This is a genomic window from Mycobacterium sp. NPDC049093 (assembly GCF_040704635.1).
Lineage (GTDB): Bacteria > Actinomycetota > Actinomycetes > Mycobacteriales > Mycobacteriaceae > Mycobacterium.
Genome location: NZ_JBEZJS010000002.1, coordinates 57,911 through 81,442, shown reverse-complemented (window position 1 = coordinate 81,442; position 23,532 = coordinate 57,911). Strand labels below are relative to the sequence as shown.

At 67.1% G+C, this 23,532-nt stretch carries 24 protein-coding genes; 11 read left to right on the top strand and 13 right to left on the bottom strand.

Annotated features, from left to right (window positions below; translation table 11 throughout):
- The first annotated feature begins 95 nt into the window (after nucleotides 1–95).
- Entirely contained in the window at nucleotides 96–854 is a 759-nt protein-coding gene (locus AB0876_RS06005; RefSeq protein ID WP_491837107.1) for an isocitrate lyase/PEP mutase family protein, read from the top strand.
- Nucleotides 855–969: 115 nt separating this feature from the next.
- Entirely contained in the window at nucleotides 970–1,446 is a 477-nt protein-coding gene (locus AB0876_RS06000) for a hypothetical protein (protein WP_491837106.1), read from the top strand.
- A gap of 61 nt (nucleotides 1,447–1,507) precedes the next feature.
- Here AB0876_RS06000 and AB0876_RS05995 read toward each other — a convergent pair whose 3' ends face one another.
- Nucleotides 1,508–2,416, bottom strand: coding sequence for a DMT family transporter (locus tag AB0876_RS05995; protein WP_491837105.1), 909 nt, complete (start codon nucleotides 2,414–2,416; stop codon nucleotides 1,508–1,510).
- Here AB0876_RS05995 and AB0876_RS05990 point away from each other — a divergent pair.
- The 3 genes from AB0876_RS05990 to nirD all read left to right on the top strand — a co-directional run bounded on the left by AB0876_RS05990 (nucleotide 2,415) and on the right by nirD (nucleotide 6,909).
- Complete coding sequence (locus AB0876_RS05990; RefSeq protein ID WP_491837104.1) at nucleotides 2,415–3,827, top strand: aminotransferase-like domain-containing protein; 1,413 nt, start codon at nucleotides 2,415–2,417, stop codon at nucleotides 3,825–3,827. The genes AB0876_RS05995 and AB0876_RS05990 overlap by 2 nt on opposite strands.
- 113 nt (nucleotides 3,828–3,940) lie before the next feature.
- Entirely contained in the window at nucleotides 3,941–6,541 is a 2,601-nt protein-coding gene (nirB, locus tag AB0876_RS05985; RefSeq protein ID WP_491837103.1) for a nitrite reductase large subunit NirB, read from the top strand.
- On the top strand, nucleotides 6,538–6,909 hold the full coding sequence (gene nirD / locus AB0876_RS05980; RefSeq protein ID WP_491837102.1) for a nitrite reductase small subunit NirD: 372 nt from the start codon (nucleotides 6,538–6,540) through the stop codon (nucleotides 6,907–6,909). The genes nirB and nirD overlap by 4 nt, the downstream gene beginning before the upstream one ends.
- Here the strand turns inward: nirD and AB0876_RS05975 are convergent.
- The 10 genes from AB0876_RS05975 to AB0876_RS05930 all read right to left on the bottom strand — a co-directional run bounded on the left by AB0876_RS05975 (nucleotide 6,894) and on the right by AB0876_RS05930 (nucleotide 16,470).
- The gene (locus tag AB0876_RS05975) at nucleotides 6,894–7,148 is read right to left on the bottom strand and encodes a transcriptional repressor (protein WP_491837101.1); all 255 of its coding nucleotides are present in this window, start codon (nucleotides 7,146–7,148) and stop codon (nucleotides 6,894–6,896) included. The two genes, nirD and AB0876_RS05975, sit on opposite strands and share 16 nt — an antisense overlap.
- Nucleotides 7,149–7,821: 673 nt before the next feature.
- The gene (locus AB0876_RS05970; RefSeq protein WP_491837100.1) at nucleotides 7,822–8,517 is read right to left on the bottom strand and encodes a sirohydrochlorin chelatase; all 696 of its coding nucleotides are present in this window, start codon (nucleotides 8,515–8,517) and stop codon (nucleotides 7,822–7,824) included.
- Nucleotides 8,514–9,665, bottom strand: a complete 1,152-nt coding sequence (locus tag AB0876_RS05965; RefSeq protein ID WP_491837099.1) for a uroporphyrinogen-III synthase — start codon at nucleotides 9,663–9,665, stop codon at nucleotides 8,514–8,516. The genes AB0876_RS05970 and AB0876_RS05965 overlap by 4 nt, the downstream gene beginning before the upstream one ends.
- Before the next feature lie 34 nt (nucleotides 9,666–9,699).
- Nucleotides 9,700–11,115: a nitrate/nitrite transporter gene (locus AB0876_RS05960; protein WP_491837098.1), complete on the bottom strand. Its 1,416-nt coding sequence runs from the start codon at nucleotides 11,113–11,115 to the stop codon at nucleotides 9,700–9,702.
- Between the two features lie 110 nt (nucleotides 11,116–11,225).
- The gene (gene aac(2')-Ib / locus AB0876_RS05955; protein ID WP_526041487.1) at nucleotides 11,226–11,816 is read right to left on the bottom strand and encodes an aminoglycoside N-acetyltransferase AAC(2')-Ib; all 591 of its coding nucleotides are present in this window, start codon (nucleotides 11,814–11,816) and stop codon (nucleotides 11,226–11,228) included.
- 184 nt (nucleotides 11,817–12,000) lie between these two features.
- A complete protein-coding gene (locus AB0876_RS05950; protein ID WP_526041486.1) occupies nucleotides 12,001–12,885 on the bottom strand; it encodes a 5-oxoprolinase/urea amidolyase family protein in 885 nt (294 codons plus the stop codon).
- A 16-nt stretch (nucleotides 12,886–12,901) separates the two neighbouring features.
- The gene (locus AB0876_RS05945) at nucleotides 12,902–13,573 is read right to left on the bottom strand and encodes a 5-oxoprolinase subunit B family protein (protein ID WP_491837095.1); all 672 of its coding nucleotides are present in this window, start codon (nucleotides 13,571–13,573) and stop codon (nucleotides 12,902–12,904) included.
- A gap of 74 nt (nucleotides 13,574–13,647) precedes the next feature.
- Complete coding sequence (locus tag AB0876_RS05940) at nucleotides 13,648–14,352, bottom strand: queuosine precursor transporter (RefSeq protein WP_491837094.1); 705 nt, start codon at nucleotides 14,350–14,352, stop codon at nucleotides 13,648–13,650.
- Between the two features lie 12 nt (nucleotides 14,353–14,364).
- On the bottom strand, nucleotides 14,365–15,315 hold the full coding sequence (locus tag AB0876_RS05935) for an ABC transporter substrate-binding protein (protein ID WP_491837093.1): 951 nt from the start codon (nucleotides 15,313–15,315) through the stop codon (nucleotides 14,365–14,367).
- Between the two features lie 21 nt (nucleotides 15,316–15,336).
- Nucleotides 15,337–16,470, bottom strand: coding sequence for a putative sulfate exporter family transporter (locus AB0876_RS05930; RefSeq protein ID WP_526041485.1), 1,134 nt, complete (start codon nucleotides 16,468–16,470; stop codon nucleotides 15,337–15,339).
- A gap of 265 nt (nucleotides 16,471–16,735) precedes the next feature.
- Between AB0876_RS05930 and AB0876_RS05925 the strand changes: the two genes are divergently transcribed.
- Nucleotides 16,736–17,023 (top strand): hypothetical protein, encoded by a 288-nt coding sequence (locus AB0876_RS05925; protein WP_491837146.1) that lies wholly within the window; start codon nucleotides 16,736–16,738, stop codon nucleotides 17,021–17,023.
- 38 nt (nucleotides 17,024–17,061) lie between these two features.
- On the top strand, nucleotides 17,062–17,379 hold the full coding sequence (locus AB0876_RS05920) for a heme-binding protein (protein WP_491837091.1): 318 nt from the start codon (nucleotides 17,062–17,064) through the stop codon (nucleotides 17,377–17,379).
- Nucleotides 17,380–17,384: 5 nt separating this feature from the next.
- On the opposite strand, the gene AB0876_RS05915 is transcribed toward AB0876_RS05920, so the two are convergent.
- Entirely contained in the window at nucleotides 17,385–17,987 is a 603-nt protein-coding gene (locus tag AB0876_RS05915; protein ID WP_491837090.1) for a TetR/AcrR family transcriptional regulator, read from the bottom strand.
- An 87-nt stretch (nucleotides 17,988–18,074) separates the two neighbouring features.
- Here AB0876_RS05915 and AB0876_RS05910 point away from each other — a divergent pair, with 87 nt between their 5' ends.
- From AB0876_RS05910 to AB0876_RS05895, 4 genes are read left to right on the top strand one after another with little or no spacing between them, the layout of a single operon-like run.
- The gene (locus tag AB0876_RS05910; RefSeq protein ID WP_526041484.1) at nucleotides 18,075–19,064 is read left to right on the top strand and encodes a nitrilase-related carbon-nitrogen hydrolase; all 990 of its coding nucleotides are present in this window, start codon (nucleotides 18,075–18,077) and stop codon (nucleotides 19,062–19,064) included.
- A 24-nt stretch (nucleotides 19,065–19,088) separates the two neighbouring features.
- Nucleotides 19,089–20,096, top strand: a complete 1,008-nt coding sequence (locus AB0876_RS05905; RefSeq protein ID WP_526041910.1) for an agmatine deiminase family protein — start codon at nucleotides 19,089–19,091, stop codon at nucleotides 20,094–20,096.
- The gene (locus AB0876_RS05900; RefSeq protein WP_526041483.1) at nucleotides 20,093–21,730 is read left to right on the top strand and encodes an amidohydrolase; all 1,638 of its coding nucleotides are present in this window, start codon (nucleotides 20,093–20,095) and stop codon (nucleotides 21,728–21,730) included. The genes AB0876_RS05905 and AB0876_RS05900 overlap by 4 nt, the downstream gene beginning before the upstream one ends.
- 11 nt (nucleotides 21,731–21,741) lie before the next feature.
- On the top strand, nucleotides 21,742–23,085 hold the full coding sequence (locus tag AB0876_RS05895; protein WP_526041482.1) for an amino acid permease: 1,344 nt from the start codon (nucleotides 21,742–21,744) through the stop codon (nucleotides 23,083–23,085).
- Between the two features lie 17 nt (nucleotides 23,086–23,102).
- On the opposite strand, the gene AB0876_RS05890 is transcribed toward AB0876_RS05895, so the two are convergent.
- The gene (locus AB0876_RS05890) at nucleotides 23,103–23,525 is read right to left on the bottom strand and encodes an organic hydroperoxide resistance protein (RefSeq protein WP_491837086.1); all 423 of its coding nucleotides are present in this window, start codon (nucleotides 23,523–23,525) and stop codon (nucleotides 23,103–23,105) included.
- Nucleotides 23,526–23,532: the final 7 nt, after the last annotated feature.

Sequence of the window (23,532 nt, the reverse complement as noted above, 5' to 3'; positions counted from 1 at the left end):
TGAGCTCTGGGAACCCAGGTCGTAGTGTTGGTTTCGCCGGCTTCGCGGCCGGTTGGAGGACATCTGAGCAGCACATCTGAGTATCTGGAGGACGTATGAGTGAGACCACGTTGCAGGACCGGGCTGCGGCGCTGCTGGCGCTGCACCGGCCCGGCAACCCCGTTGTGCTGCCCACGGTCTGGGACGCCTGGTCGGCCCGGTTGGCGGTCGGCGAGGGGTTTTCCGCACTCACGGTGGGCAGCCACCCACTGGCCGAGTCCATCGGCAAGGTCGATGGCGAGGGAATGTCATTCGACGACGTGCTGACCCGGGTACGGCAGATCACCGAGGCGGTGGATGTGCCGGTGTCGGTGGACATCGAATCCGGCTACGGCGAGCGGCCGGAGCGGCTGATCGAAGGCCTGCTCGACGTCGGCGCGGTCGGCTTCAACCTTGAGGACACCGTGCACAAGGAGGACAAGCGGCTACGCAGTCCGGCCGAGCATGCCGAGTTGGTCGGGCAGTTGCGCGCCGCCGCCGACGCCGCGGGTGTGCACGTCGTGATCAATGCGCGCACGGACCTGTTCCTGCGCAAGGACGGGGACGCCGCCGATCGGGTCGATCGGGGGATCGCACGCCTGTCCGAGGCGGCGGCTGCCGGCGCCGATTCGCTGTTCCCGGCCGGCCTGGCCGACCCGGAAGGGCTGGGGCGCTTCGTTTCTGCCGTGCCACTGCCCGTCAGCGTGACGGTTCCGGCGGACTCGGCCGACCTCGCGGCGTTGGCGGAGATCGGAGTGGGGCGGATTACCTTCGGGCCGTTCCTGCAGGCCGTGCTGAGTGCGCGGGCCAAGGACGTGCTGGGCCGCTGGCGCTAGCCCGTTCGCGGCCGACCGGGCTTTTTGCGCGAACTGCCGCTTCTCGATGTGCGATCTGTGCCAATAATGACGCACTGATACGTCGAGCAGGCGGGATGCGGCGATGGGTTGGCGCATGAGAAGTGTGATGACACTGGCTGCGGCCGGTGGGCTGGTGCTCAGTGGGATCGGTGCGGCACCAGCCGGGGCAGCGACGACGGTGCCGTTGTCGAACTCCATCCGGGGGTGCGATTTCACGAAGGCGTTGTTTCTCGGCGGGATGGGCTCGGGCACCGGCTCCGGCCGGGCCAGCATCGGCGCCGACGGCTCGCACGTGGGTGCCGAGGTGTCGCTGCAGTCGGCCACGCCCGACACCGACTACCGGGTCAGGCTCATCCAACTGCCGCGGCCGTCGGTGGCGACGTGCAACGTCGGGGATCCCGGTGTGGCGGGCGCAACGCTGCACACCGATGCGAGTGGGACAGCGACCGTGACGGTCGCCGGCCAGTTGGCTGCGGATGCCACGCAGGCCTGGGTGGTTGTCGAGGGGCCGCCGCCACCGGGACGCATTCGCGGTGACGTCTACAGCTCGGACTTCCCGGTAAACATCTGACTCATGCGAAAGCCGGTGGAATCCAAGAGATTCCACCGGCTTTCGGCGTCAGTCGGACGAATCACCGCAGGCGGACGCGGACGGCCAGCGCCGCACATCCGATGACCACCGCGCCGCCGAGCACCGTCGACCAGGTCAGCCGTTCGTGCAGTAGCAGGGCGGCCCAGCCGAGGGTGAGAACCGGTTGGATCAGCTGCACCTGGCTCACCTGTGTCATGGGTCCGATGGCCAGGCCGCGGTACCAGGCGAAGAAGCCCAGGTACATGCTGACGGCGGCGAGGTAGCCGAACGCCGCCCACTGCACCGTCGTCGCATGCGGCGGTTCCTGCACCACCGCCAGCGTCGTCAAGGCCAGCATCACCGGCGCGGCAACCACGAGGGCCCACGACACGGTCTGCCACGCGCCCAGTTCCCTGGCCAGCAAACCACCCTCGGCGTAGCCGATCGCCGCGGCGATCACCGCGCCGAACAGCAGCAGGTCCGGCCAGCTCAGATGGCCGAGGCCCGCGCCGTGCACCATGGCGAACACCACCGCCGCCAGCGCCCCGGCGGCGGCCAACACCCAGAAGGTGACCGGCGGACGCTCGTGTCCGCGCAGCACCGCGCACACTGCGGTGGCGGCCGGAAGCAGCGCCACCACGATGGCGCCGTGGCTGGCAGGGACGATCGTGAGCGCATAGGACGTCAGTAGCGGAAACCCGGCCACGACCCCGGCGGCCACCACGGCCAGCCGCGCCCACTGCCGGCCCCCGGGCAGTGCCTGTCGGGTCAGGGTGAGGGCGGCGACCGCGATGGCGGCGGCGACGACGGCTCGCCCGGCGCCGATGAACAGGGGAGACAGTCCGTCGATGGCGACCTTGGTGAACACGATGGTGAACGAGAAAGCCGTCACGCCCAACAATCCCCACCACAACCCAGGGCGGGATAGCGCTGACGAACTCTTCTGAGTAGCGCTACTCTGTTTCAACATGGATAACGATAGCACTGACCGCATCGTGTCCGGTCTGCGAAAGTGGGTCGCCACCGCGCCGCCGGGCGCGCAGCTACCGTCCAACCGCACTCTGGTGGCGAAGTACGCGGCCAGCCCGGTGACGGTGGCCAAGGCCATGCGCACGCTGCGCAGCCAGGGCCTGGTGGAGAGCCGACCGGGCGTCGGGACGTTCGTGCGCGCGGTGCGCAGCGCGCGCCTTCCCGACTACGGATGGCAGACGGCCGCCCTGGGATCCCCGCAAGCGCGGATCCCGGCGCTGTCGACTCCGCTGCGGAGCGTCGCCCCCGACCTGATCGCGTTGCACTCCGGCTATCCCGTTCACGAACTGCTTCCGCAGCGGTTGGTTCGCACCGCATTCGCCCGGGCGGCCCGCGGGGACGCTGCGCTGAGCCCGGCGCCTGCCCCCGGCCGCTCCGATCTGCAGGCCTGGTTCGCCCAGGAATTGGCCGAGTCGTTCGGGGCCGGCGTGACCGCGCCGACCGCACGTGAGGTGATCGTGTTGCCCGGCAGTCAGAGTGGCCTGAGCTCCATCTTTCGCGCCCTGGTCGGATTCGGGCAGCCGATGTTGATCGAGTCGCCCAGTTACTGGGGCGCCATTCTGGCAGCGGCCCAGAGCGGTGTGCGGTTGGTGCCGGTGCCGAGCGGGCCGAGAGGCCCTGACCCCGAGGAACTTTCGCGCGCGTTCGCCGAGAGCGGCGCCCGGGTGTTCTACGCTCAGCCCAACTTCGCCAATCCGACCGGTGCGCAATGGGATCCGGACCTGGCCGGCGAGGTACTCGAGGTGGTGCGCAGTCACGGCGCTTTCCTGGTCGAGGACGACTGGGCCCACGATTTCGGTATCGACAGCACGTCCCGGCCGGTGGCGGCCTCCGACGACGCGGGCCACGTCATCTATCTGAGGTCGCTGACCAAGAGTGTGTCGCCGTCGGTCCGGGTGGCCGCGATGGTGGCCAGAGGTCCTGCGCGCGACCGGATTCTCGCCGATCGCGGAGCGGAGTCGATGTATGTCAGTGGGCTGTTGCAGGCCGCCGCGCTGGATGTGGTGACCCAGCCGGCCTGGGGAACCCACTTGCGCGACGTGCGTCGGCAACTGCGGGCCCGACGTGACCAGTTGATTGCCGCGCTGACCGAGCACGCACCCGGCGCGCAGTTGGAGCAGGTGCCCCGCGGTGGGCTGCACCTGTGGCTGCGCCTGCCCGATGCGATCAACCTGCAGCGCCTGGTGCGTGAGTGTGAGACCGAGTCGGTGCTGGTCGCGGCGGGCAATGAGTGGTTTCCCGCCGAGCCGTCCGGGCCTTACCTGCGACTCAACTATTCCGGGCCGGATCCGCAGCGTTTTGACGAGGCGGCCCGGGTCATCGGCCGGGCGCTGGAGCGCCAAGCGGGCTGACGGGCACACCACCCGGCAATCTCACATCTGCGGCGCGCGGGCCGTGAGCACACCGTGACGGGCGATTCACACAGCGCGACATTTCGGCAACGTCGGGTTCCTAACCTCGCCGTATGTCGTCAACACAGAACGTCGTTGTCATCGGACACGGCATGGTGGGACACCGCTTCGTCGAGGCGTTGCGGTCCCGTGACGCCGCGGGCACCTGGCGGGTCACCGTCTTGTCCGAGGAAACTGACGCCGCCTATGACCGGGTCGGCCTGACCGGTTACACCGAGCACTGGGACCGGTCCCGGCTGGCGCTGCCGGGTAATGCCTACTCCGGTGACGACCGGGTCGACCTGCGGCTGGGCTGCGCGGTCGCCGAGATCGACCGGGACGCCAAGACTGTGCGCACCGCAGACGGCGAGAGCATCAGCTACGACGCGCTGGTGCTGGCCACCGGTTCGTATGCCTTCGTGCCGCCGGTGCCCGGCCATGACCTGCCGCACTGCCACGTCTACCGCACGCTGGACGACCTCGACGCCATCCGGGCCGGCGCACTGGCCGCGCGTGATTCGAAGACGCCGGTCGGTGTGGTGATCGGTGGCGGCCTGCTCGGCCTGGAGGCCGCGAATGCGTTGCGCGCGTTCGGGTTGGCGACCCACGTCCTGGAGATGTCGCCGCATCTGATGGCGGCCCAGCTCGATCCGGCCGGCGGTGCCCTGTTGAACCGGATGATCAGGGGTCTCGGCATCGAGGTGCACACCGGCGTCAGCACCGAGAGCATCCAGCCGGTGCAGCGGCACAAGCCGCTGAAGAAATCCCGGACCGACGATTCGGTGCGGGTGTCGCTCAATGACGGCAGCAGTGTCGATGCCAGTGTGATCGTGTTCGCGGCCGGCGTACGTCCGCGTGACGAGCTGGCCCGTCAAGCCGGGCTCGACATCGCACAGCGCGGTGGTGTGATGACTGATTTGTCTTGTGTGACCAGTGATCCCAGCATCTTCGCGATCGGTGAGGTGGCAGCGATCGAGGGGCGTTGCTACGGATTGGTGGGCCCCGGCTACACCAGCGCCGAGGTGGTCGCCGACCGGCTGCTCGGCGGCGCGGCCGAGTTCCCCGAGGCCGATATGTCCACCAAGCTCAAGCTGCTCGGCGTGGACGTGGCCAGCTTCGGCGATGCCCAGGGCCGGACACCCAACTGCCTGGATGTCGTCGTCAATGATCCGGTGAAGCAGACCTACGCCAAGCTGGTCCTCTCCGATGACGCCAAGACGCTGCTCGGCGGCATCCTGGTCGGTGACGCCTCGGCTTACGGGGTGCTGCGGCCGATGGTGGCCAGCGAGCTGCCCGGCGACCCGCTGTCGTTGATCGCACCGGCTGCTGAAGGCGCGTCCGGGGCCTCGGCTCTCGGTGTCGGTGCGCTGCCCGACATCGCCCAGATCTGCTCGTGCAACAACGTGACCAAGGGTGATCTCAAGGAAGCCATCTGCGGCGGCTGCGACGATGTGCCCGGCCTGAAGAAGTGCACGCTGGCCGGCACGTCCTGTGGGTCCTGCGTCCCGCTGCTCAAGCAGCTGCTGGAGGCGGAGGGCGTCGAGCAGTCCAAGGCGCTGTGCGAGCACTTCAGCCAGTCGCGCGCCGAACTCTTCGAGATCATCGGTGCGACCGAGATCCGTACCTTCTCCGGTCTGATCGAGAAGTTCGGTACCGGAAAGGGTTGCGACATCTGCAAACCCACGGTCGCGTCGATCCTGGCCTCCACCAGTTCCGACCACGTGCTCTCCGGTGAGCAGGCCTCACTGCAGGATTCGAACGACCACTTCCTGGCCAACATCCAGAAGAACGGCAGTTACTCGGTGGTGCCGCGGTCGCCCGGCGGGGAGATCACCCCGGAGCAGCTGATCCTGATCGGCGAGATCGCAAGGGATTTCGATCTCTACACCAAGATCACCGGTGGTCAGCGGATCGACATGTTCGGTGCCCGCGTCGAGCAGTTGCCGCAGATCTGGGCGCGTCTGGTCGAGGGTGGCATGGAGTCCGGGCACGCCTACGGCAAGTCGCTGCGCACCGTGAAGAGCTGCGTGGGCAGCACCTGGTGCCGGTACGGGCAGCAGGATTCGGTGAACATGGCCGTCGAGATCGAGAAGCGCTACCGGGGCCTGCGCGCGCCGCACAAGATCAAGATGGCCGTCTCCGGATGTGCGCGTGAGTGCGCGGAGGCGCAGAGCAAGGACGTCGGCATCATCGCCACCGAACAGGGCTGGAACCTCTACGTGTGTGGCAACGGCGGCATGTCACCGCGGCACGCCCAGCTTCTGGCCGGGGATCTCGATGACGAGACGCTGATCCGCTACATCGACCGTTTCCTGATGTTCTACATCCGCACCGCGGATCGGCTGCAACGGACGGCGCCCTGGTTGGAAGCTCTTGATGGCGGGCTGGACCACCTGCGCGAGGTCGTGTGCGATGACTCCCTCGGTCTGGCAGCCGAATTCGAGGCGGCCATGGAACGCCACGTCGATGGCTATGCCTGCGAATGGAAGGGCGTGCTCGAGGATCCGGAGAAGCTCTCGCGCTTCGTGTCGTTCGTCAATGCACCCGATGTGGACGATCCGACCATCACCTTCACCGAGCGTGGCGGCCGGAAGGTGCCGGGCGCTATGGATTTCGCGCCCGCGAGGAGCGCAACAGAGCTGGGTATGCCGGCGATCATCCAGGAGGCGAAATGACTCTGCTCGACGATGGCAACGACGTGTACACCCCTTCGGTTTCGGGGTGGACGACGGCCTGCCGCTATGACTACCTGATGCCCTGCCGTGGCGTCGCGGTACTGCTTCCCGACGGCTCGCAGGCGGCACTGTTCCGTCTCGACGACGGCTCGCTGCGCGCGGTGGGAAACATCGACCCGTTCTCCGGCGCGGCGGTGCTCTCCCGCGGGATCGTGGGTGATCGCGGCGGATGCGCGACGGTGCAGTCGCCGATCAAGAAACAGGCGTTCGCGCTCGACGACGGTCGTTGTCTCGACGACACCGCCGTGGCGATCCCGGTCTACCGGACCCGGGTCACCCCGGGCGGGTTCGTTCAGCTCGCGGCCTGATTCTCGGTCGTCCGGCTCCAGTGCGCGTCACGGCCCTGGAGTTTGCGACGTTCCACGGCGCCGCGTCGTTCGAGCACCGTCAGATTGCGGTACACCGACTCGATCACGACGGGTGCGCGGAAATGCTCGTGCATGTCGTCGCGTAGCTGTGCGGTCGTCATCGGCCGGGACGTGCGTTCCAGGGTGTTCAACAGGTGTTCACGCAGACGTTCGGCCGGGACCCGGTTACCGGGTCGCACGGCCGAGTACGCCGCCGTGGCGGGCAGCGCCCACCGGTGTTGTCACCTGCACCTTTACCTGCACTCCCGTCGCATCGTCCGATGATCGCGATAACGATAGCTGAGTATTCGGGTCCGATCTGACACGGTGAGCCGTCGGCAAACGATCGGGAAATTTGTTACTGCGTCAACTACCTGTACAGCGGTGGTTTCTTCGGGAAATTTGCCAGAATTGCACCATCGGTGAATGTCATCAATGGCGTGGCGTACCTCTCGCTGGCTAACTAGAATAGTTCGCTGGGTGTGTTTAGACTCCCTCTCAAGGAAGCGGCGTCAGAGGGGCTGACAAGGGATGTTTGCGCGTTCGGTATTGAATCTGGTGGGGGCGGCAGCGATGCTGGGCGCACTCGGGGCAGCGTTGATGCCTCTGGGTTTGAATGCCGTGGATCGTGCCGGCGAACCCATTCCGTGCGGTAACGGAGCACATCCGAACTACCAAGTTGCCGCCCAGCAGGACCGCCTGAACCTGGATCAACACACGCTCGCCGGGCCGGGATACATGGCCAGTGACTACGTCGAGCAATGTTCGGAGATGGTCGGTGCGCGACGATCTGCGGCCTTCTCGGTCGCGGGTGCCGGTGGGGCGCTGATGATCGTGGGATGGGCCGGCCCGCTCCTTGCGCACTCGATCCGGCTACGCCGCGGCAGGCAGGCTCAGTACTCCGGCGCGCCGGAAGCGGTTCGCAATCAGCCGAACCATGCCGGGGTGGGTGCCCAGTGGTTCACTGACGAGGTCGGCGCCGGATTCACGCAGCCGGTCCTGGAAAAGCCCGTCGGCGAGCAGGTAGGACGCCACAGCTATGCGGCGATGGCCGCGGCGGCGTTGCGCGGAGACGGCTTCGGCAACACTCGGCGCGCCGGTGGCGGCGAAGGCCAGTTCTACGCGGTCGCCGGTCATCGCTGACAGCAGCGCGGCGGTGCGGCGAAGGTCGGATTGGGCATTTCTGTCCGAGGTGCCTGCCGCGGCCAGGATCACCGAATCACCTGGCCGCCATCCCGATTCGATGAGCCGGTCGGCGAGTACCCGGACCGTGCCGGGGCAGGGGCCCAGCGGTTTGGTGACGGTGACGGCGGGATGCTCACTGGCGGTCACGTGCGCGGGTACGTCGACCTGGACGTGATAGCCGCCGGCCAGGAAGGCGGGCACCACCACCGCCGGGCAGTCTGTGGGCAGCGACGTCAGGACCTCGGCGGGAGTCGGCCCGACGACGTCGACGAAGGAGACGTGCACCGGCCGGCCCAGCAGGTCGGATACTCGTGCGGCGAGATCGCCGATCATCACCACCCCGCCCGGCTTGCGGGTTCCGTGGGCCACCAGGACCAGGCTCATCGGGTCCGGGCCATCTCGGCGTCGTCGACGGCCAGCCGGTAACCCCGCTTGACGACCGTCGACACGATGTTCTTGTCTCCCAATGCAGTACGAAGCCGCAGCACCGCGGTCTCCACGGCGTGGGTGTCGGTGCCGGTGCCCGGCAGCGCGCTGAGCAGATCGAACCGCGACACCACCGCCCCCGGCCGTTGCGACAGAGCCCGGATGGTGGCCATCGAAGCCGGAGACAGCGACTTGACCGTGCCGTCGACCAGCACGCAGGTGCCCCGGATCTCGAGCGAGTGGCCGGCGACGTGGACGGTCCGCGCCTGGAGCAGCGGCAGTTCGTCGGTGATGTGACGGGCCAAGGCACCCAACCGCATCCGCTCCGGTGCCGAGGTCGGCACACCGAGCCGGACCAGTGGCCGCGCGGTGACCGGGCCGACGCACATGGCGTGGACGTCGGTACGCAGAGCGGCCAGCACGCGGTCGGCGAGGTCCATCTCGGTGGCCCGCATCAGGACCGAGGCAACGGCCATGGCCGAGGTGAAACTGACTGCGTCGAAACGTCGTTCGGCGATTCCGACGACCATCTGGTCGAATTCGCCGTCCCGTGGTGCGGGATGCCAGCGATACACCCGGATCGGCACCACCTCGGCCCCCGCGGCCCGCATCTCGTCGAGAAACTCGGGGAACGGGTCCCATTCGTCGGTGGCCCCGTGCAGTTGTACGGCGATCCGTTGCCCCGCCACACCCTGCTCGATGAGGTAGCGCAACACTTCCCGGGAGGATTCCGATTCCGGCGACCATTCCTCGGGCAGGCCCGCGGCCCGCAAGGCCCCGGTGGCTTTCGGGCCACGGGAGACGATGCGGGCCTTGCCCAGCGCGTCGGTCAGTTCGCCGGCCAGGCCCCACCCGTCGGCCGCGGCGAACCAGCCGCGGAAGCCGATACCCGTGGTGGCCACCACGATGTCCGGGGGCACGGCGATGAGCGACTCGGTGTGCGCGCGTAGTTCCTCATCGTCGGGCAACGGGACCATCGTGATGGCGGCCGCACTGGTGACCGTCGCGCCGCGCCTGGTCAGCAGCGCGCTCAGCTCATCGGAACGTCGGGCGGAGGTCACCGCCACGCGAAAGCCGGTGAGCGGTGCCCAGTCGGGCTCGGTCATGGGTCCAGTGAAGGTATCTCGTGTTTCCAAGTGATTACCCGGCCATTGCCGAGGCGTGTCGGTCTTCGGCGGTCGTTGTGACGCCCGTCGCAGCAGGCCGGCGGACATAGCGGAACCACGTGCACGCCGAGGCCACCACGTAAAAGACCAGGAAGATCCAGAACGCGGCGGTGGCTGATCCACTCGAGAGGTACGACTGACGCAGGGCCAGGTTGATGCCGACGCCGCCCAGGGCGCCGATCGCGCCGGCGAATCCGATCAGTGCGCCCGACATCGACAGGGACCACCGCTGCCGCTCCTCCTCGCTGACCTGGAGGGAGTGGCTGCGGGCCTCGAAGATGGACGGGATCATCTTGTAGACCGAGCCGTTGCCCAGGCCGCTGAGCAGGAACAGGGCGACGAAGCCGATCACGTAGCCGATCATCATCAGGCCGTTGGCCGCGCCCGTGGTGTGATCGTCGATCATGCTGATGGCGACCAGCAGTCCAGCCGACAGGATCATGCCGCCGAAGACCGCCAGGGTCACCCGTCCACCACCGATCCGGTCGGCCAGCTTGCCGCCGTAGACCCGGGACAGCGAGCCGAGCAGCGGGCCGATGAAGGCGATCTGCGCGGCATGCAGGGATGCCTGTCCCGCGGTCTGGCCGCCTGCGGCGAAGTTGATCTGCAGCACCTGGCCGAAGGCGAAGGCGAAGCCGATGAAGGATCCGAAGGTGCCGATGTAGAGCAGCGAGATCACCCAGGTATCACGTTCTGTCAGAATGGCTCTCATCGCACCCAGGTCGATCTTGTGCTGTTCGAGGTTGTCCATGTAGAGCGCTGCGCCGATACCGGCGACGGCCAGTGCGACGAGGTAGACCGCGCAGACCCAGTACGGGGCCCGGTTGCCCGCCGTGGCGATGACCAGCAGGCCGACCAGCTGGATCATCGGCACGCCGATGTTGCCGCCGCCGGCGTTGAGTCCCAGTGCCCAGCCCTTGAGCCGTTGCGGGAAGAACGCATTGATGTTGGTCATCGACGAGGCGAAGTTCCCGCCGCCGAAGCCGGCCAGGGCCGCGCACAGCAGGTAGGGCCACAGCGGCAGGCCCGGATGGGCCAGCAGCACCATGGTTCCCACCGTGGGGATCAGCAGCACGAAGGCCGAGAACACCGTCCAGTTGCGGCCGCCGAAGGTGGCAGTGGCCAGTGTGTAGGGGATGCGCAGGCAGCCGCCCACCAGCGTGGCAGTGGCGCCCAGTAGGAACTTGTCCCCGGCGGTGAATCCGTACACGGCCTCGGGCATGAACAGAACCATGACCGACCAGATGGACCAGACGGAGAAGCCGACGTGTTCGGCGAATACCGACCAGATCAGATTCCGCCGCGCGATGTATTTGTTTCCTGATTCCCAGGCCAGTGTGTCCTCGGGATCCCAGTTGGTGACGCGATTCGACTTCGACAGAGTGGGCATGGCGGAAACGCTAGGAAGCGTTTATTGCCCGAATGCGCCCTGCGGTGACCCGGCCGTGAAATTCCGCTCACCTGCTCACACACACGGGTGTGAGACTGTGCGTCTGGTGGTTACCAGACGTCCCCGTCGCGCCAGTCGCAGGTGATCTCGGCAGTGGTATCGAGTTCGAGGCCTGCCGGCAGATCGATCGGCAGGACGAACAACCCCCGGTCGTCGTCGGGTGTGCGCGTCACACCGGCGGGCCGCAGCACCGAGGTCGTGCCCTGCCAGGGCACCCACCCACGGGAGACGTACATGTCTCGCGCGGATTCCGACGAGCTGAGTGCGCCGAGTTGGTAGGCGCCGCGCAGGACCTGTTCGACGGCGTCCATCACGGCGGTGGCCAGGCCTTGGCCGCGCCAATCCTCGCGTACCGCCACAGCTTCCACGTAGCCGCAGCGCAGCGCGGTGTCGCGGTAGATCAGGCGGCGCTGGACCACGGCGGCGTGGGCGATGAGGGCGCCGTGATGGCAGATGAACGCGTGCATCCCGCCGAGTGAATGCTCCCAGTCGGCGTCGGTGAAATCGCCGTCGAAAGCCTCGATGACCATGCGCCGCGCGCCCTCACGGGTCTCGTGGTCGAGATCGGAGGTGTGGACGAGTCGTGCGGTGTGCAGGATCCCGCCTCGGACTGACGGCGAGCTGACGTCCTGTGTGGGCACACCCATGTTCTACCAGCGCCGCGCGCCGGTGTCTCTACCTTGCGGGCCGTCCAGCGCATAGGCCGAGGTCCCCGAACTCCCCGGCCGCCGTGCTCCCCGGGCGCCGTTTTCCACACCTGGGTCGTTGATCGCCGCGGGATCGCAACCCTGACGTGGAAAACGACGACGGGAATGGTCCAGACGTCTAGCCCTCGAACGGCCGTCGGGGGTGCGCCCAGTGCAACCGGACGGTCTGCCCGGGCCGGGCCTGGCTGAGTTTGTCGATGTCCTCGTCGGTCACCACACCGATCACCGGGTAGCCGCCGGTGACGGGGTGGTCGGGCCCGAGAATCACCGGAAAACCGTTGGGCGGTATCTGGATTGCTCCGCGGGTTGCTCCCTCGCTGGGCAGCTGGCGGTCAGGCCAGCGGTAGTCCAGCGGCATGCCGACCAGGCGCATCCCGACCCGGTCGCTGCGGGTGGTCACCAGCCAGTTGGTCCGGATCAGGACGTCGGGGTCGACGAACCAGTCGTCGCGCGGACCCGGTACCACGTTCAGTTCCAGAACGTCTCCGCTGATGGAGGCGACGGGAGCCTGATCGGTCTCGGGCAGGTCGGCGGTGTGCTCACCGACCGGCAGAATGTCGCCGGGTCGTAGCGGTGCGGGCCCGATCGCCGACATCACGTCGTAGCTCCGTGACCCGAGGACGGGTTCGACGGCGATGCCGCCGCGGACCGCCAGGTAGCTGCGCAGCCCCGAGTGTGGGGCGCCCAGCGATATCACCTCGCCGTCATGCACATGGTGAATACTGTTGGTGCCGAACGGAATACCGTTGACCGCCGGATCCGTGTCGGCGCCGGTGACCGCGATGGAGACGTCCCCGCCGCGCACCCGGGCGGAGAACCCGCCGAACATCACCTCGATGGTGGCGTGTTCACCGGGGTTGGCGACGAGCCGGTTGGCCAGCGCGTGGGACCGCCGGTCGGCCGCCCCCGAGCGGGTGACGCCGAGGTGGGCCATGCCGGCCCGGCCGAGGTCCTCGACGAGGGCCAGCGGTCCGGTACGTAGCACTTCGAGTGTTGTTGTCATGATGTCCTCCCGCCGACTAGCCGATGGCCCGGAACTGCACCCACGTACCCGGGGTGAGCAGTGCGGGTTGGTCCCGATGTACGTCGAACAACACCGCGTCGGTGCGCCCGATCAACTGCCAGCCGCCGGGCGACTGCCGTGGGTAGATGCCGCTGAACTCACCGGCGAGTGCCACCGCTCCGGGCGGGACGTTGGTGCGGGGCTCGGCTCGGCGCGGTACCTGTAGTCGTTCGTCACCGCCGACGAGGTAGGCGAATCCGGGCGCGAAGCCCATGAATCCGACCTGCCACTGGCTGCCGGTGTGTGCCGCGATCACCTGATCCGGGGTCAGCCCGGTCAGGGTGGCCACGTCGCGCAGGTCGGCGCCGTCGTAGACCACGTCGATCGTCACGTCGGCCTGGCCCACCGGACGGACCGGGGCTGCACCGGGTTGTAGCTGCAACGTGCCCAGCCGTTGTCGGGTGGGCGCCTGGTAGCGCGGATCGGCCAGCTTGATCAAGATCGTGCGGGAGGCCGGCACGATATCGACCACACCGAGCAGTTGGGCCGCCGTGAGAGTGGCGGTCCACGCCAAAACATCGGCCGTGCTGTCGAACTCGAGCAGCAGAGCCTGATCGCCGTAGTCGCGAGCGGTACCCGGGTTCAGGGTCGGTCCCGTCGCGTCCATCACCTCTGATGTCACACTCATGACCTGAAGCTACCCGCGAGTAGCTAAGAAAGCTGCGGCTCTATGAACCTTGCCAGAGGTGCCTTATCGAAGCCTCACACGGCGGCCTGATAAGTGGGCTCGCGGCGCTTGATGGTGGCGATCACGCGGTAGGTGATCGGCAGCATGATCACCTCGACTGCAGTCTTGTAGATCCAGCCCAGCGCGGTGTAGGTGACGAAGTCGCCGAAGGTGCTGATGCCGATCGCGCTGGCCGCGATACCGCAGAAGACCAATGTGTCACCGAGCTGGCCGGCGAAGGTGGATCCGACCAGGCGGGCCCACAGGTGCTTTTCCTTGGTGCGTTCCTTGATGGCCACCACAACCCAGGCGTTGATGGTCTGTCCGACGATGAACCCGGCCAGGCCCGCCACGATCAACTGGGTGTAGGCGTGGACGATGTTCTCGAAGTGCTCCTGGTTGGTGTAGAAGTCCGCAGCGGGCAGATAGATCGTGGCCCAGAATGCGAGCGCGGCAAGGGCATTCATCGAGAAACCCAGGAAGATCGCTCGGCGCGCGGCCTTGAATCCGTATACCTCGGAGAGCACGTCGCCGATCACGTAGGTCAGCGGGAAGACGATGAACCCGCCGTCTGTGATGATCGACCAGTTGGCGATGATCGGTCCGAAGGCGACGCCTTTGGTGGCGGTGACGTTGGAGATGATCACCAGGGCCGTGAAAACCGCGACGAGCACCGGATAATAGGCCGAGCCGATGCTGGCGGTGCCGCGGTGTTCGGAGTGTTCCTGGGTGCTTGTCACCCGGTCATCTTGTCAGGTCAGTGCCTGGTTGAGCAGCGGTGGCAACTGGTCGGCCACCAGCGGGTAGGACAGCGGCGAGGCGAACGCGATGGCGCCGGACAGCTCTTTGGGAGTGAACACGTGCCGCTTGCGGGTGGTGGCTTTGAGTTCGGCGATGCCCGGGTCGGCCAGCAGGGCGTCGCGCTCTGCGTCGTTCTCGGTGGTCCAGATCAACACATCGGCGGCGTCGAGCACCGAGGCGAAATCTGAGCGCGGGATCTCCTCGGGTGTCGGGGGTACGGCGAAGCCCATCTGGGTGAGGAATTCGGTCCGCCACCCGGTCTGGGTCTGGACACTGTCGCGGAACAGGGTGCCGGCGAGCAGCATCGCCTTCTTGCCGGCGAAACGCGGATTGTTGGTGGCCACCGCCTTGAACTTGTCGTCCACGCCGGTGACCAGCCCCGTCATCGCGTCGTTCTGGAACAGGGCCTGGCCGATCAGGGTGGCCTGGTCGCGCCACGGCTCGAAGAACGCGTCCGGTCCGGACTGTGCGATGGTCGGGGCGATCTCGGAGAGTTTTGCGAAGGTGTCGGCGTCGAGTCCGGCATTGGTGGCCACGATCAGGTCCGGTTTGAGCGCCGCGATCGCGTCGACCTGGATCCCGTCGGTCAGGCCGAGCACGGTGGGCTGGGCGGCGCCGAGTTTCGGTTGCGCCCAGGGCCATACCGCGAACGGCTCGCCGCCGAACCACTCGGTCGTCGCGACCGGCACGACGCCGAGGGCCAGCAGGTTGTCCTGCTCGGTGAATCCCGCGCTGACCACACGGTGCGGTGGACCCGGGATGTTGGTGTCTCCGAAGATGTGGCGGACGGTCACCGAACCGTCTTTCGCAACTTCGCCGGGTTTTTGCGTGCTGCATGCGGCGACCAGGGCCATCCCAGCGGTGACCGTGAAAAACCCTCGCCGCGACCAGGTTGTCGGCACTTAGCCAGGGTAACCGTTTAGCTACCCCGTGGTGAAGGTGCCGAACAATCCGCCGAACAGGACCGAGGCCAGACCCAGTGCCACCACGATGTTCACCACGGTCGCCGCGGCGAACAGCACGATCGGCCGCCAGCCGGCTTCCTTCAGGCCGCGGAGCGAGAACTCCAGCCCGATGGCCACGAACGCGAAGATCAGGAACCACGTTCGCAGGTCGTTGACCGTTGTGATGGCCGCTTTACCGTCGGCGGCGAACTGCAGATACAGCGTGCCGATCACCGAGGCGGCGATGAAGCCGAGCACGAATTTCGGGAAACGGTCCCAGAATTCGCGCAGAGACGGGCGTGCCACGGCTGGGTCAGGTGTGTCAGTTCGGCGTTCGACCTTGCACGCGAAGTACGCGGTGAGGGCGATGGCGACGATGCCGATCAGCGCGTTCTGCGTGGTCTTGACGATGGTGGCGATCTGCAGTGCCTGCTCACCGGCGATCGTGCCTGCGGCGGCCACGGCCGCGGTGGTGTCGATGTTGCCGCCGATCCAGGCGCCGGCGACGGCGTCGGACAGCCCGAACACGTCGGCGAGCCAGGGCAGCAGGAAGATCGACGGTAGTGCGAACACGATGACGAGCGACGCGGCGTAGGCCAGCTGCTCTTTTCGGGCCTGAACGGCGCCGGCGGCGGCAATGGCCGCGCTCACCCCGCAGATGGAGACCGCCGAGGCCAGTAGCGCCCGGAGTTTGTCGTCGAGGCCGAGCCGTCCACCCAGCCACCAGGTGAATCCGAAGACGATCGAAATCAGGAGGAGTGCCTGGATGATCGCCGGTCCTGCGGCAGTGGCGAGCACCTTGAGGTTGATCGACGCTCCGAGAAGGACCAGGCCGGTCTTGATGAAGAACTCGGTGCGAAATCCTTGGGACAGGACGTCGCGGAGCGCGAACCTGGCCAGGACGGCGTTGCCGATGAGCCCGAGAGCGATTGCGTAGACCGGGAATTCGACTGACTTGGCGACTTTGGCCAGCGGACTCCCGGCGGCCCAGTGGGGCACCTCGGTTTCCAGGAATCGGGTCGCCGCGCCCAGCGCGATGACCACGAGCACACCGGCGACGGCGTAGCCGATCTTCGGCGATCGCTGTTCGGAGCGTTCCTCGGTGCTGGTCACGGGATCACGCTGCCGGGGATGGCGCCGACGAGCACGAGGGTCAAGAGGATGAGGCCGACGATCACGGCCAGCCAATCTTCGTTCACGCGCGTCAGGCTAGGGATGGCCGAATCTCGTGGCGAGCCTTGCAATCTGTGCGAATGCAACCGATCACGAACGAGATGCGGCCTGGCAGTGAACCGGTTATTGTCGATCCCGCATATTGGGCGTCCTCGGGATTTATTCTCGGCTCACGGGGACCTACCGAGGAGTGGTCATGCGGAGCATGTGGCGTCCAGTGTTGTTGGGACTGGCCGGTTTGACCGTACCGATCGCGATCGGAGTCGCTCCGCCCGCCACGGCTGACTGTGTCGACGCCGGCGGTTCGACGGTATGCGCGCAGGGAAACGTCCGCGGCGGCGGACCGACACCCCCGAAGGCCGGCCCCTACTACCCGTATTACTGCGCCAACGACTGGTACTGCGCCGGCGGGGGCCTAGAAATCAACATCGACCCCCGCCCGCCCGACAACGGCGGCGGTGGTGGCGGCGGCTGGCGGCCGGGGCGTCCGTGAGCCTTAGCCCAGTTATCCGAGTCGATTTAGGAGCCACGATGTTCACCCGTGTGATCGCCGCCGGCGCAATCAGCCTGTCGCTCTTGGCTGTTGGCGCGCCTATCGCTGCTGCGGACGAGCCGAACTGCACGGCTGCCGACCTGGCCGGGGTGATGGCCGGGGTCCGCGCGGCCACCTCGGCCTATCTGTTCACCCATCCCGACGTCAATGACTTCTTCACCAGCCTCAAGGGTCAGTCGACCGACCAGATGGAAGATTCGGTGCACGCCTACCTCGAGGACAAGCCGCAGATCCGTGCCGAACTGCAGGGCCTCCGGCAACCGGCGACGGATTTCCGCAACCGCTGCGGCGGGTAGCCGGCTCACGGCTGTACGAGCCCCCGCAGCAGCACCGCCAAACCGAACTCGAACGCATCGTCGGCGCGTGCGGGCCGGGGTGCGCCGGTGTCGAGCGCAGCGGTCAGTTCCGGGCCGACTTCGGCGCTCGACTCCCAGGGCCGGTCGGGTGCAGTGAGGTCCAGCGCGGACCCCAGCACGTAGTTGTCGACCAACGTGATGATCCGCAGCGTGTCGGTGGGGTCGAAGCCCCCGCGGGCCAGGGTGACGGCGATGGCGTTGTACATGGTCAGCGCCTGGCTGCTGTTGACCGCGTGCGCCGTGAGCAGGGGAATCAACTGCGGGTAGCGGGCGAAGCTGCTGCGGTACGAGCGCATGATGTCGGCCAGAATGTCGATCCATGGCCGCTCGGCGTGCAGGTCGGGCAGGTGCACCTCTGACATCGCCCGTTCCCGGAGCAGTTCGACGATCTGCTCGCGCCCGGACACGTGGTTGTACAGCGACGACGGGCTGACCTTGAGCTTGCGGGCCAGCTCGGGGATGGTGAATCCACCCGTTGTGCAGACGAGATCCATTGCTGCACTGGTGATTCGGTCTATCGACAGGATCGGTGTCGGCGGCCGCCCCATGGATTGTCCCCCTTGTTCTATCTGACCTCTTTACAAATGGTGGTCTGCATCACACAATAAACGAATCGCATTCGTTTTAGGAGTCCCATGATCACGCTCACTGCGAGCGCCCCCGACCCGCTGTCGCGCAGTACCGCGTCACAGCGACCGCCCCTGCGGGTGGGGTTGGTGCAGCACCGCTGGCGTCCTGACGCCGACAAACTCGCCAAAGTGCTGCGCGATGGCATCGACCGTGCCGCCGGTGCGGGCGCCACCGCGGTGTTCCTGCCCGAGATCACACTGCTGCGCTATCCGGCCGACACCCCGGCCGGGCCCAACCCGGGGGAGGGTGCCGAGGACCTGACCGACGGCCCGACCTTTGCACTCGCGGCCGAGGCGGCGCAGGCCAACGGCATCTTCGTGCACGCCTCGCTGTACGAGAAGGCGCCCGCCGCCGATGGCCTGGGCTATAACACCGCGATCCTGGTGTCGCCGTCGGGCGAGCTGGTCGGACGTACCCGCAAGATGCACATCCCGATCTCGGCCGGGTACTACGAGGACACCTACTTTCGACCGGGCCCGGCTTCCGCGGACGACGACCCGTACCCGGTGTATGACCCCGAGGGGCTGGGCGCGCGGATCGGCCTGCCCACCTGCTGGGACGAATGGTTCCCCGAAGTGGCCCGCAACTATTCGCTCGGTGGCGCCGAGATCGTGGTCTATCCGACCGCGATCGGCTCGGAGCCGGTGTTCCCCGCGTTCGACACCCAGCCCTTGTGGCAGCAGGTGATCGTGGCCAACGGCATCAGCAGCGGCTTGTTCATGGTGGTGCCCAACCGAACCGGGGGCGAGGGCACTGTCTCGTTCTACGGCTCGTCGTTCATCTCGGACCCCTACGGTCGCGTGCTGGTGCAGGCGCCGCGCGACGAGGAGGCCGTGCTGGTCGCCGATCTCGACCTGGACCAGCGACGTGACTGGCTGGAGCTGTTCCCGTTCCTGGTTACCCGCCGCCCTGACAGCTATGGCCGGCTGACCGCTCCGGTCGACCCTGCCCACCCGTACGGCGACGGCCATGCGGCCACGCCGGTCGTGAAATAGGAACGGTTGGTGACCTCGTATCTGATGCCCGCCGAGGGCGCACCGCAGGATCGGGTATGGATGGCCTTTCCCTCTGAGGGCTATTCGCTCGGTGACACCGAGCAGGCGCGCCATGAGGCCCGGTCCGCCTGGGCCGCCGTGGCTCACGCCGTGGGGCAGTTCCAACCGGTCACGATGCTCGTCGACCCCGCTGAACTCGCGGTCGCGAAACGCTATGTGTCTCAAGACATCGAGCTCATCGAGGCGCCGTTGAACGATGCCTGGATGCGGGATATCGGTCCCACGTTCGTGCACGCCGACGACGGGTCGGTGGCCGCCGTCGACTGGACGTTCAACGGTTGGGGCGCCCAGGACTGGGCGCGTTGGGACCGCGACGCCAAGATCGGAGCGATGGTGGGCGAATTCGCAGGCGTCACCGTCGTACCGTCCGCGCTCGTCAACGAGGGCGGCGGTATCCAGACCGACGGGCACGGTACCGTGCTGGTCACCGAGACCGTGCAGCTCGACCCGCACCGAAATCCCGGCGCCACCAAGGCCGGGGTGGAGACCGAGCTGGCGCGCACCATCGGCGCCACCGAGGTGGTTTGGCTGCCGTACGGACTGACCCGCGACAGCCAGCGCTACGGCACGCGCGGTCACGTGGACATCGTCGCGGCCCTCACTGCCCCGGGGCGTCTGCTCCTGCACACCCAGCGCGACGAATCACATCCGGACGCCCTGGTGTGCAAAGGAATCCGATCGGCTGTCGAAGGAAGGTTCGACATCGTCGAGATGCCCGCGCCGGCTACTCTCACCGATGCCGACGGTTACGTCGACTACAGCTACATCAACCACCTTGTCGTCAACGGCGGCGTGATCGCCTGCGCATTCGATGATCCGCATGACGCGGAGGCGCGGGCGATCCTGGCCGAGCAGTATCCCGGCCGCGAGGTGGTGGCTGTCGACGCCCGCCCACTCTTCGAGCGTGGCGGTGGAATCCATTGCATCACCCAACAACAACCATCCCCGCTCCGGAGGGAGGCCGTCGCATGACCGCCCGCAATATGCCGCCCGCGCTCGTCACGACGGCAACCCTGTTCCACGGCGGCGTGATCTGGACACCCGGCCACACCACCGATGCACTGCTCGTCGCAGACGGGGTGGTGCGGGCAGTCGGCGCCGACGCACTGGCGGCCACGGCGGACCGGACGGTGGACCTCGAGGGTGGATTCCTGATGCCGTCGTTCGGTGACGGTCACGCCCACCCGCTGTTCGGTGGCCTGGAATCGGCAGGACCTGCGGTGCGGCCATGTGAGTCGATCGACCAGATCGTGTCGGCCGTCAAGGAATTCGCAGATTCGAACCCCGATCAGGAGTGGATCGTCGGGGCGTCGTATGACGGCAGTCTCGCGCCCGATGGGCTGTTCGACGCGCGCTGGCTCGACGCCGCGGTCCCGGACCGGCCAGTGGTATTGCGTGCCTGGGACTATCACACCCTGTGGGTCAACTCTGTCGCCCTGCAGCGGGCCGGCATCACCGCGGACACCCCGGAGCCGGCCCTCGGAGAGATCCCGCGCCGCGAGGACGGCACCCCGCTGGGAACGCTGCGGGAATGGGGCGCCACGGACCTGATCACCGCGGTCATGCCGCCCCGTGACGAGGCGGTGCGGATCGCCGCACTGGGCACGGCTGCCGACTATTACCTGGCCCGTGGTGTGACGTGGGTTCAGGATGCCTGGGTCGAACCGGCCGAGCTCGACGCCTACCTCGCGGCGGCCCGTGACGGCGCCCTGCGGATCCGGTTCAACCTGGCGTTCTATGCCGATCCGCGTCACTTCGACACGCAGGTAACGAAATACGCCGCAGCCAGAGACCGGGTGGTGGCAATGGGTTCGCCGCTGCTGACCGCGCAGACCGTGAAGTTCTTCGCCGACGGGGTGGTGGAAAACGAGACCGGCGCCCTGCTCGAACCGTACTGTTCGGGCCTGCACTCGCACGGCATGCAGTTGTGGGAAGGCGATGCTCTGGCGGAGGCGGCAAGGAAAGTCGACGAGCTGGGTCTGCAGATCCATATCCATGCCATCGGCGACGCCGCGGTCCGCCAGGCGCTGGACGCCATCGAATACGTTGCACGGCACAATGGTCCGCGCGACCGACGCCCGGTGATCGCGCACGCTCAGCTCGTGGACGACGCCGACCTCGGGCGATTCGCCGAACTCGGGGTGATCCCGAACATGCAGCCGCTGTGGGCGCAGATGGACGCACTGATGACGGTGCTCACGATCCCGCGACTGGGCGCCCAGCGTGCGGATCGGCAGTACCGGATGCGCACCCTGGAGAATTCCGGTGCGGCACTGGCGTTCGGATCGGATTGGCCCGTCTCCTCGGGTGCGCCGTTGGACGGTATCGCGGTGGCGGTGTCGCGGTGCACCTCCGACGGTGAGCCGGCCGGCGGGTGGACACCTGAAGAGGTGCTCCCGATCGAGCCTGCCCTGGCGTCCTATACCGGCGCCGTGGCCTATCAGGCCTTTGCCGAAGACGATTGGGGCCACATCGCACCCGGGGCGAGTGCCGATCTCGTCTGGCTGGACCGTGATCCCAGGTATATCCCCCCGTCGGAACTGTCACAGGTGCAAGTGCGCGCCACCTATCTCCAAGGCACACAGGTCTATTCGGCCGCAAAATGAGAGGAACTGTCATGGCCGATTTGGCTGAGGCCACCGAGGGGCGGTTGCGCCGCGCGCTCGGGCTGCCGTCGTTGGTGCTGTTCGGTCTGGTCTATATGGTGCCGCTCACGGTGTTCACCACCTACGGCATCGTCACCCAGACCACCGGCGGCAGGTTGTCCGTCGCATACCTGGTCACCTTGGCCGCCATGGTGTTCACCGCGCGGTCCTACGCCAGGATGGCGGTCGCCTATCCGGTTGCGGGGTCGGCCTATACGTACACACAGAAGTCGTTCGGCGCGCCGATCGGATTCCTCGCCGGCTGGTCACTGCTGCTGGATTACCTGTTCCTGCCGATGATCAACTACCTGGTGATCGGCATCTACCTCAACGCCGCGGTACCGGCGATCCCCGGTTGGGTGTTCGTCGTCCTGTCCATCGCGGGGGTGACGGTGCTCAACATCGTCGGCATCGTGTCGGTGGCGCGGGCGAATCTCGTCATCATCGCGATACAGGCGATCTTCATCGTGACGTTCTTGGTGTTGGCCTGTTCCAAGGTGTTCAGCCTGGGCGCGGTGGACTTGATGGCCCCCTTCCAGGGTGACGGCGGCGCAACCGGATTCAGTCCGGTGCTGGCCGGCGCGGCCATCCTGTGCCTGTCGTTCCTGGGGTTCGACGCGGTGTCCACGCTGTCGGAGGAAGCCAAGGATCCCAAGCGGTCCGTTCCGCAGGCGATCATGATCGCCACCGTAGTGGCGGGGGTGATCTTCGTCGTGCTGTCCTATCTCGGGCAGCTGGTGTTCCCCTCCAACCAGTTCGCCGATGTCGAGTCCGGATCGCTCGACCTGATGCTGACTGCGGGCGGCCAGTTCCTTCAGACGTTCTTCACCGCGGCGTATGTCGCCGGTGCGCTCGGATCCGCGATCGCGTCGCAGGCCTCGGTGGCCCGGATCCTGTATGCCATGGGGCGCGACGGGATCCTGCCGCGCTCGTTCTTCGGCCACGTCTCGCCGCGGTTCGCCACTCCGGTGTACGCGATCCTGGCGGTGTCAGCCGTGTCGCTGTTGGCCACCGTGATCAGCCTGACCATCCTGGCTTCGGTGATCAGTTTCGGTGCACTGGTGGCGTTTTCGGTGGTCAACCTGTCGGTGATCAAGCACTATTTCGTGGACCGGCAGGAGCGCGACGGTGCCAAGGTGATCAGCAATCTCGTGCTGCCGCTGATCGGCTTCCTGTTGACCGTGTGGCTGTGGACCAGCTTGTCGGGCCTGACGTTGGTGATCGGGTTGTCTTGGCTGGCAGTGGGATTCGTGTGGCTGGCCGGGGTTACCCGTGGCTTCCAGCGGCCGACGCCGGTACTGGACTTGAAGGAGTAACCCCGGCCCGCCATCGGTCAGGCGACGCTGATGGTCACGTCGATGTTGCCGCGGGTGGCCTTCGAGTACGGGCAGACCTGGTGTGCGTCATCGGCGATGGCCTGGGCGGTCTCCCGATCGACACCCGGGATGGTGACGTTCAGCCGTGCCCGCAGTGAGAATGCCCCGTCCGTGTTGAGCAGGTCGACCTCGGCGTCCACGGCGGTCTCGGCGGGCAGCTTCACGTTGTGCTTGCCCGCGGTCAGGCCCATGGCGCTCAGGAAGCAGGCCGACCAGCCGGCCGCGAACAACTGCTCGGGGTTGGTGCCGGAGCCGTTGCCTCCGGGCGGGGTGAGCTGGATGTCGAGGTTGCCGTCGGAGCTGTAGGCCTCGCCCTGACGCCCGCCGGTGGTGTGGGTCTGGGCGGTGTACAGCACGTTGTCGGTCTGGCTGGCGGTCACGGCGTTC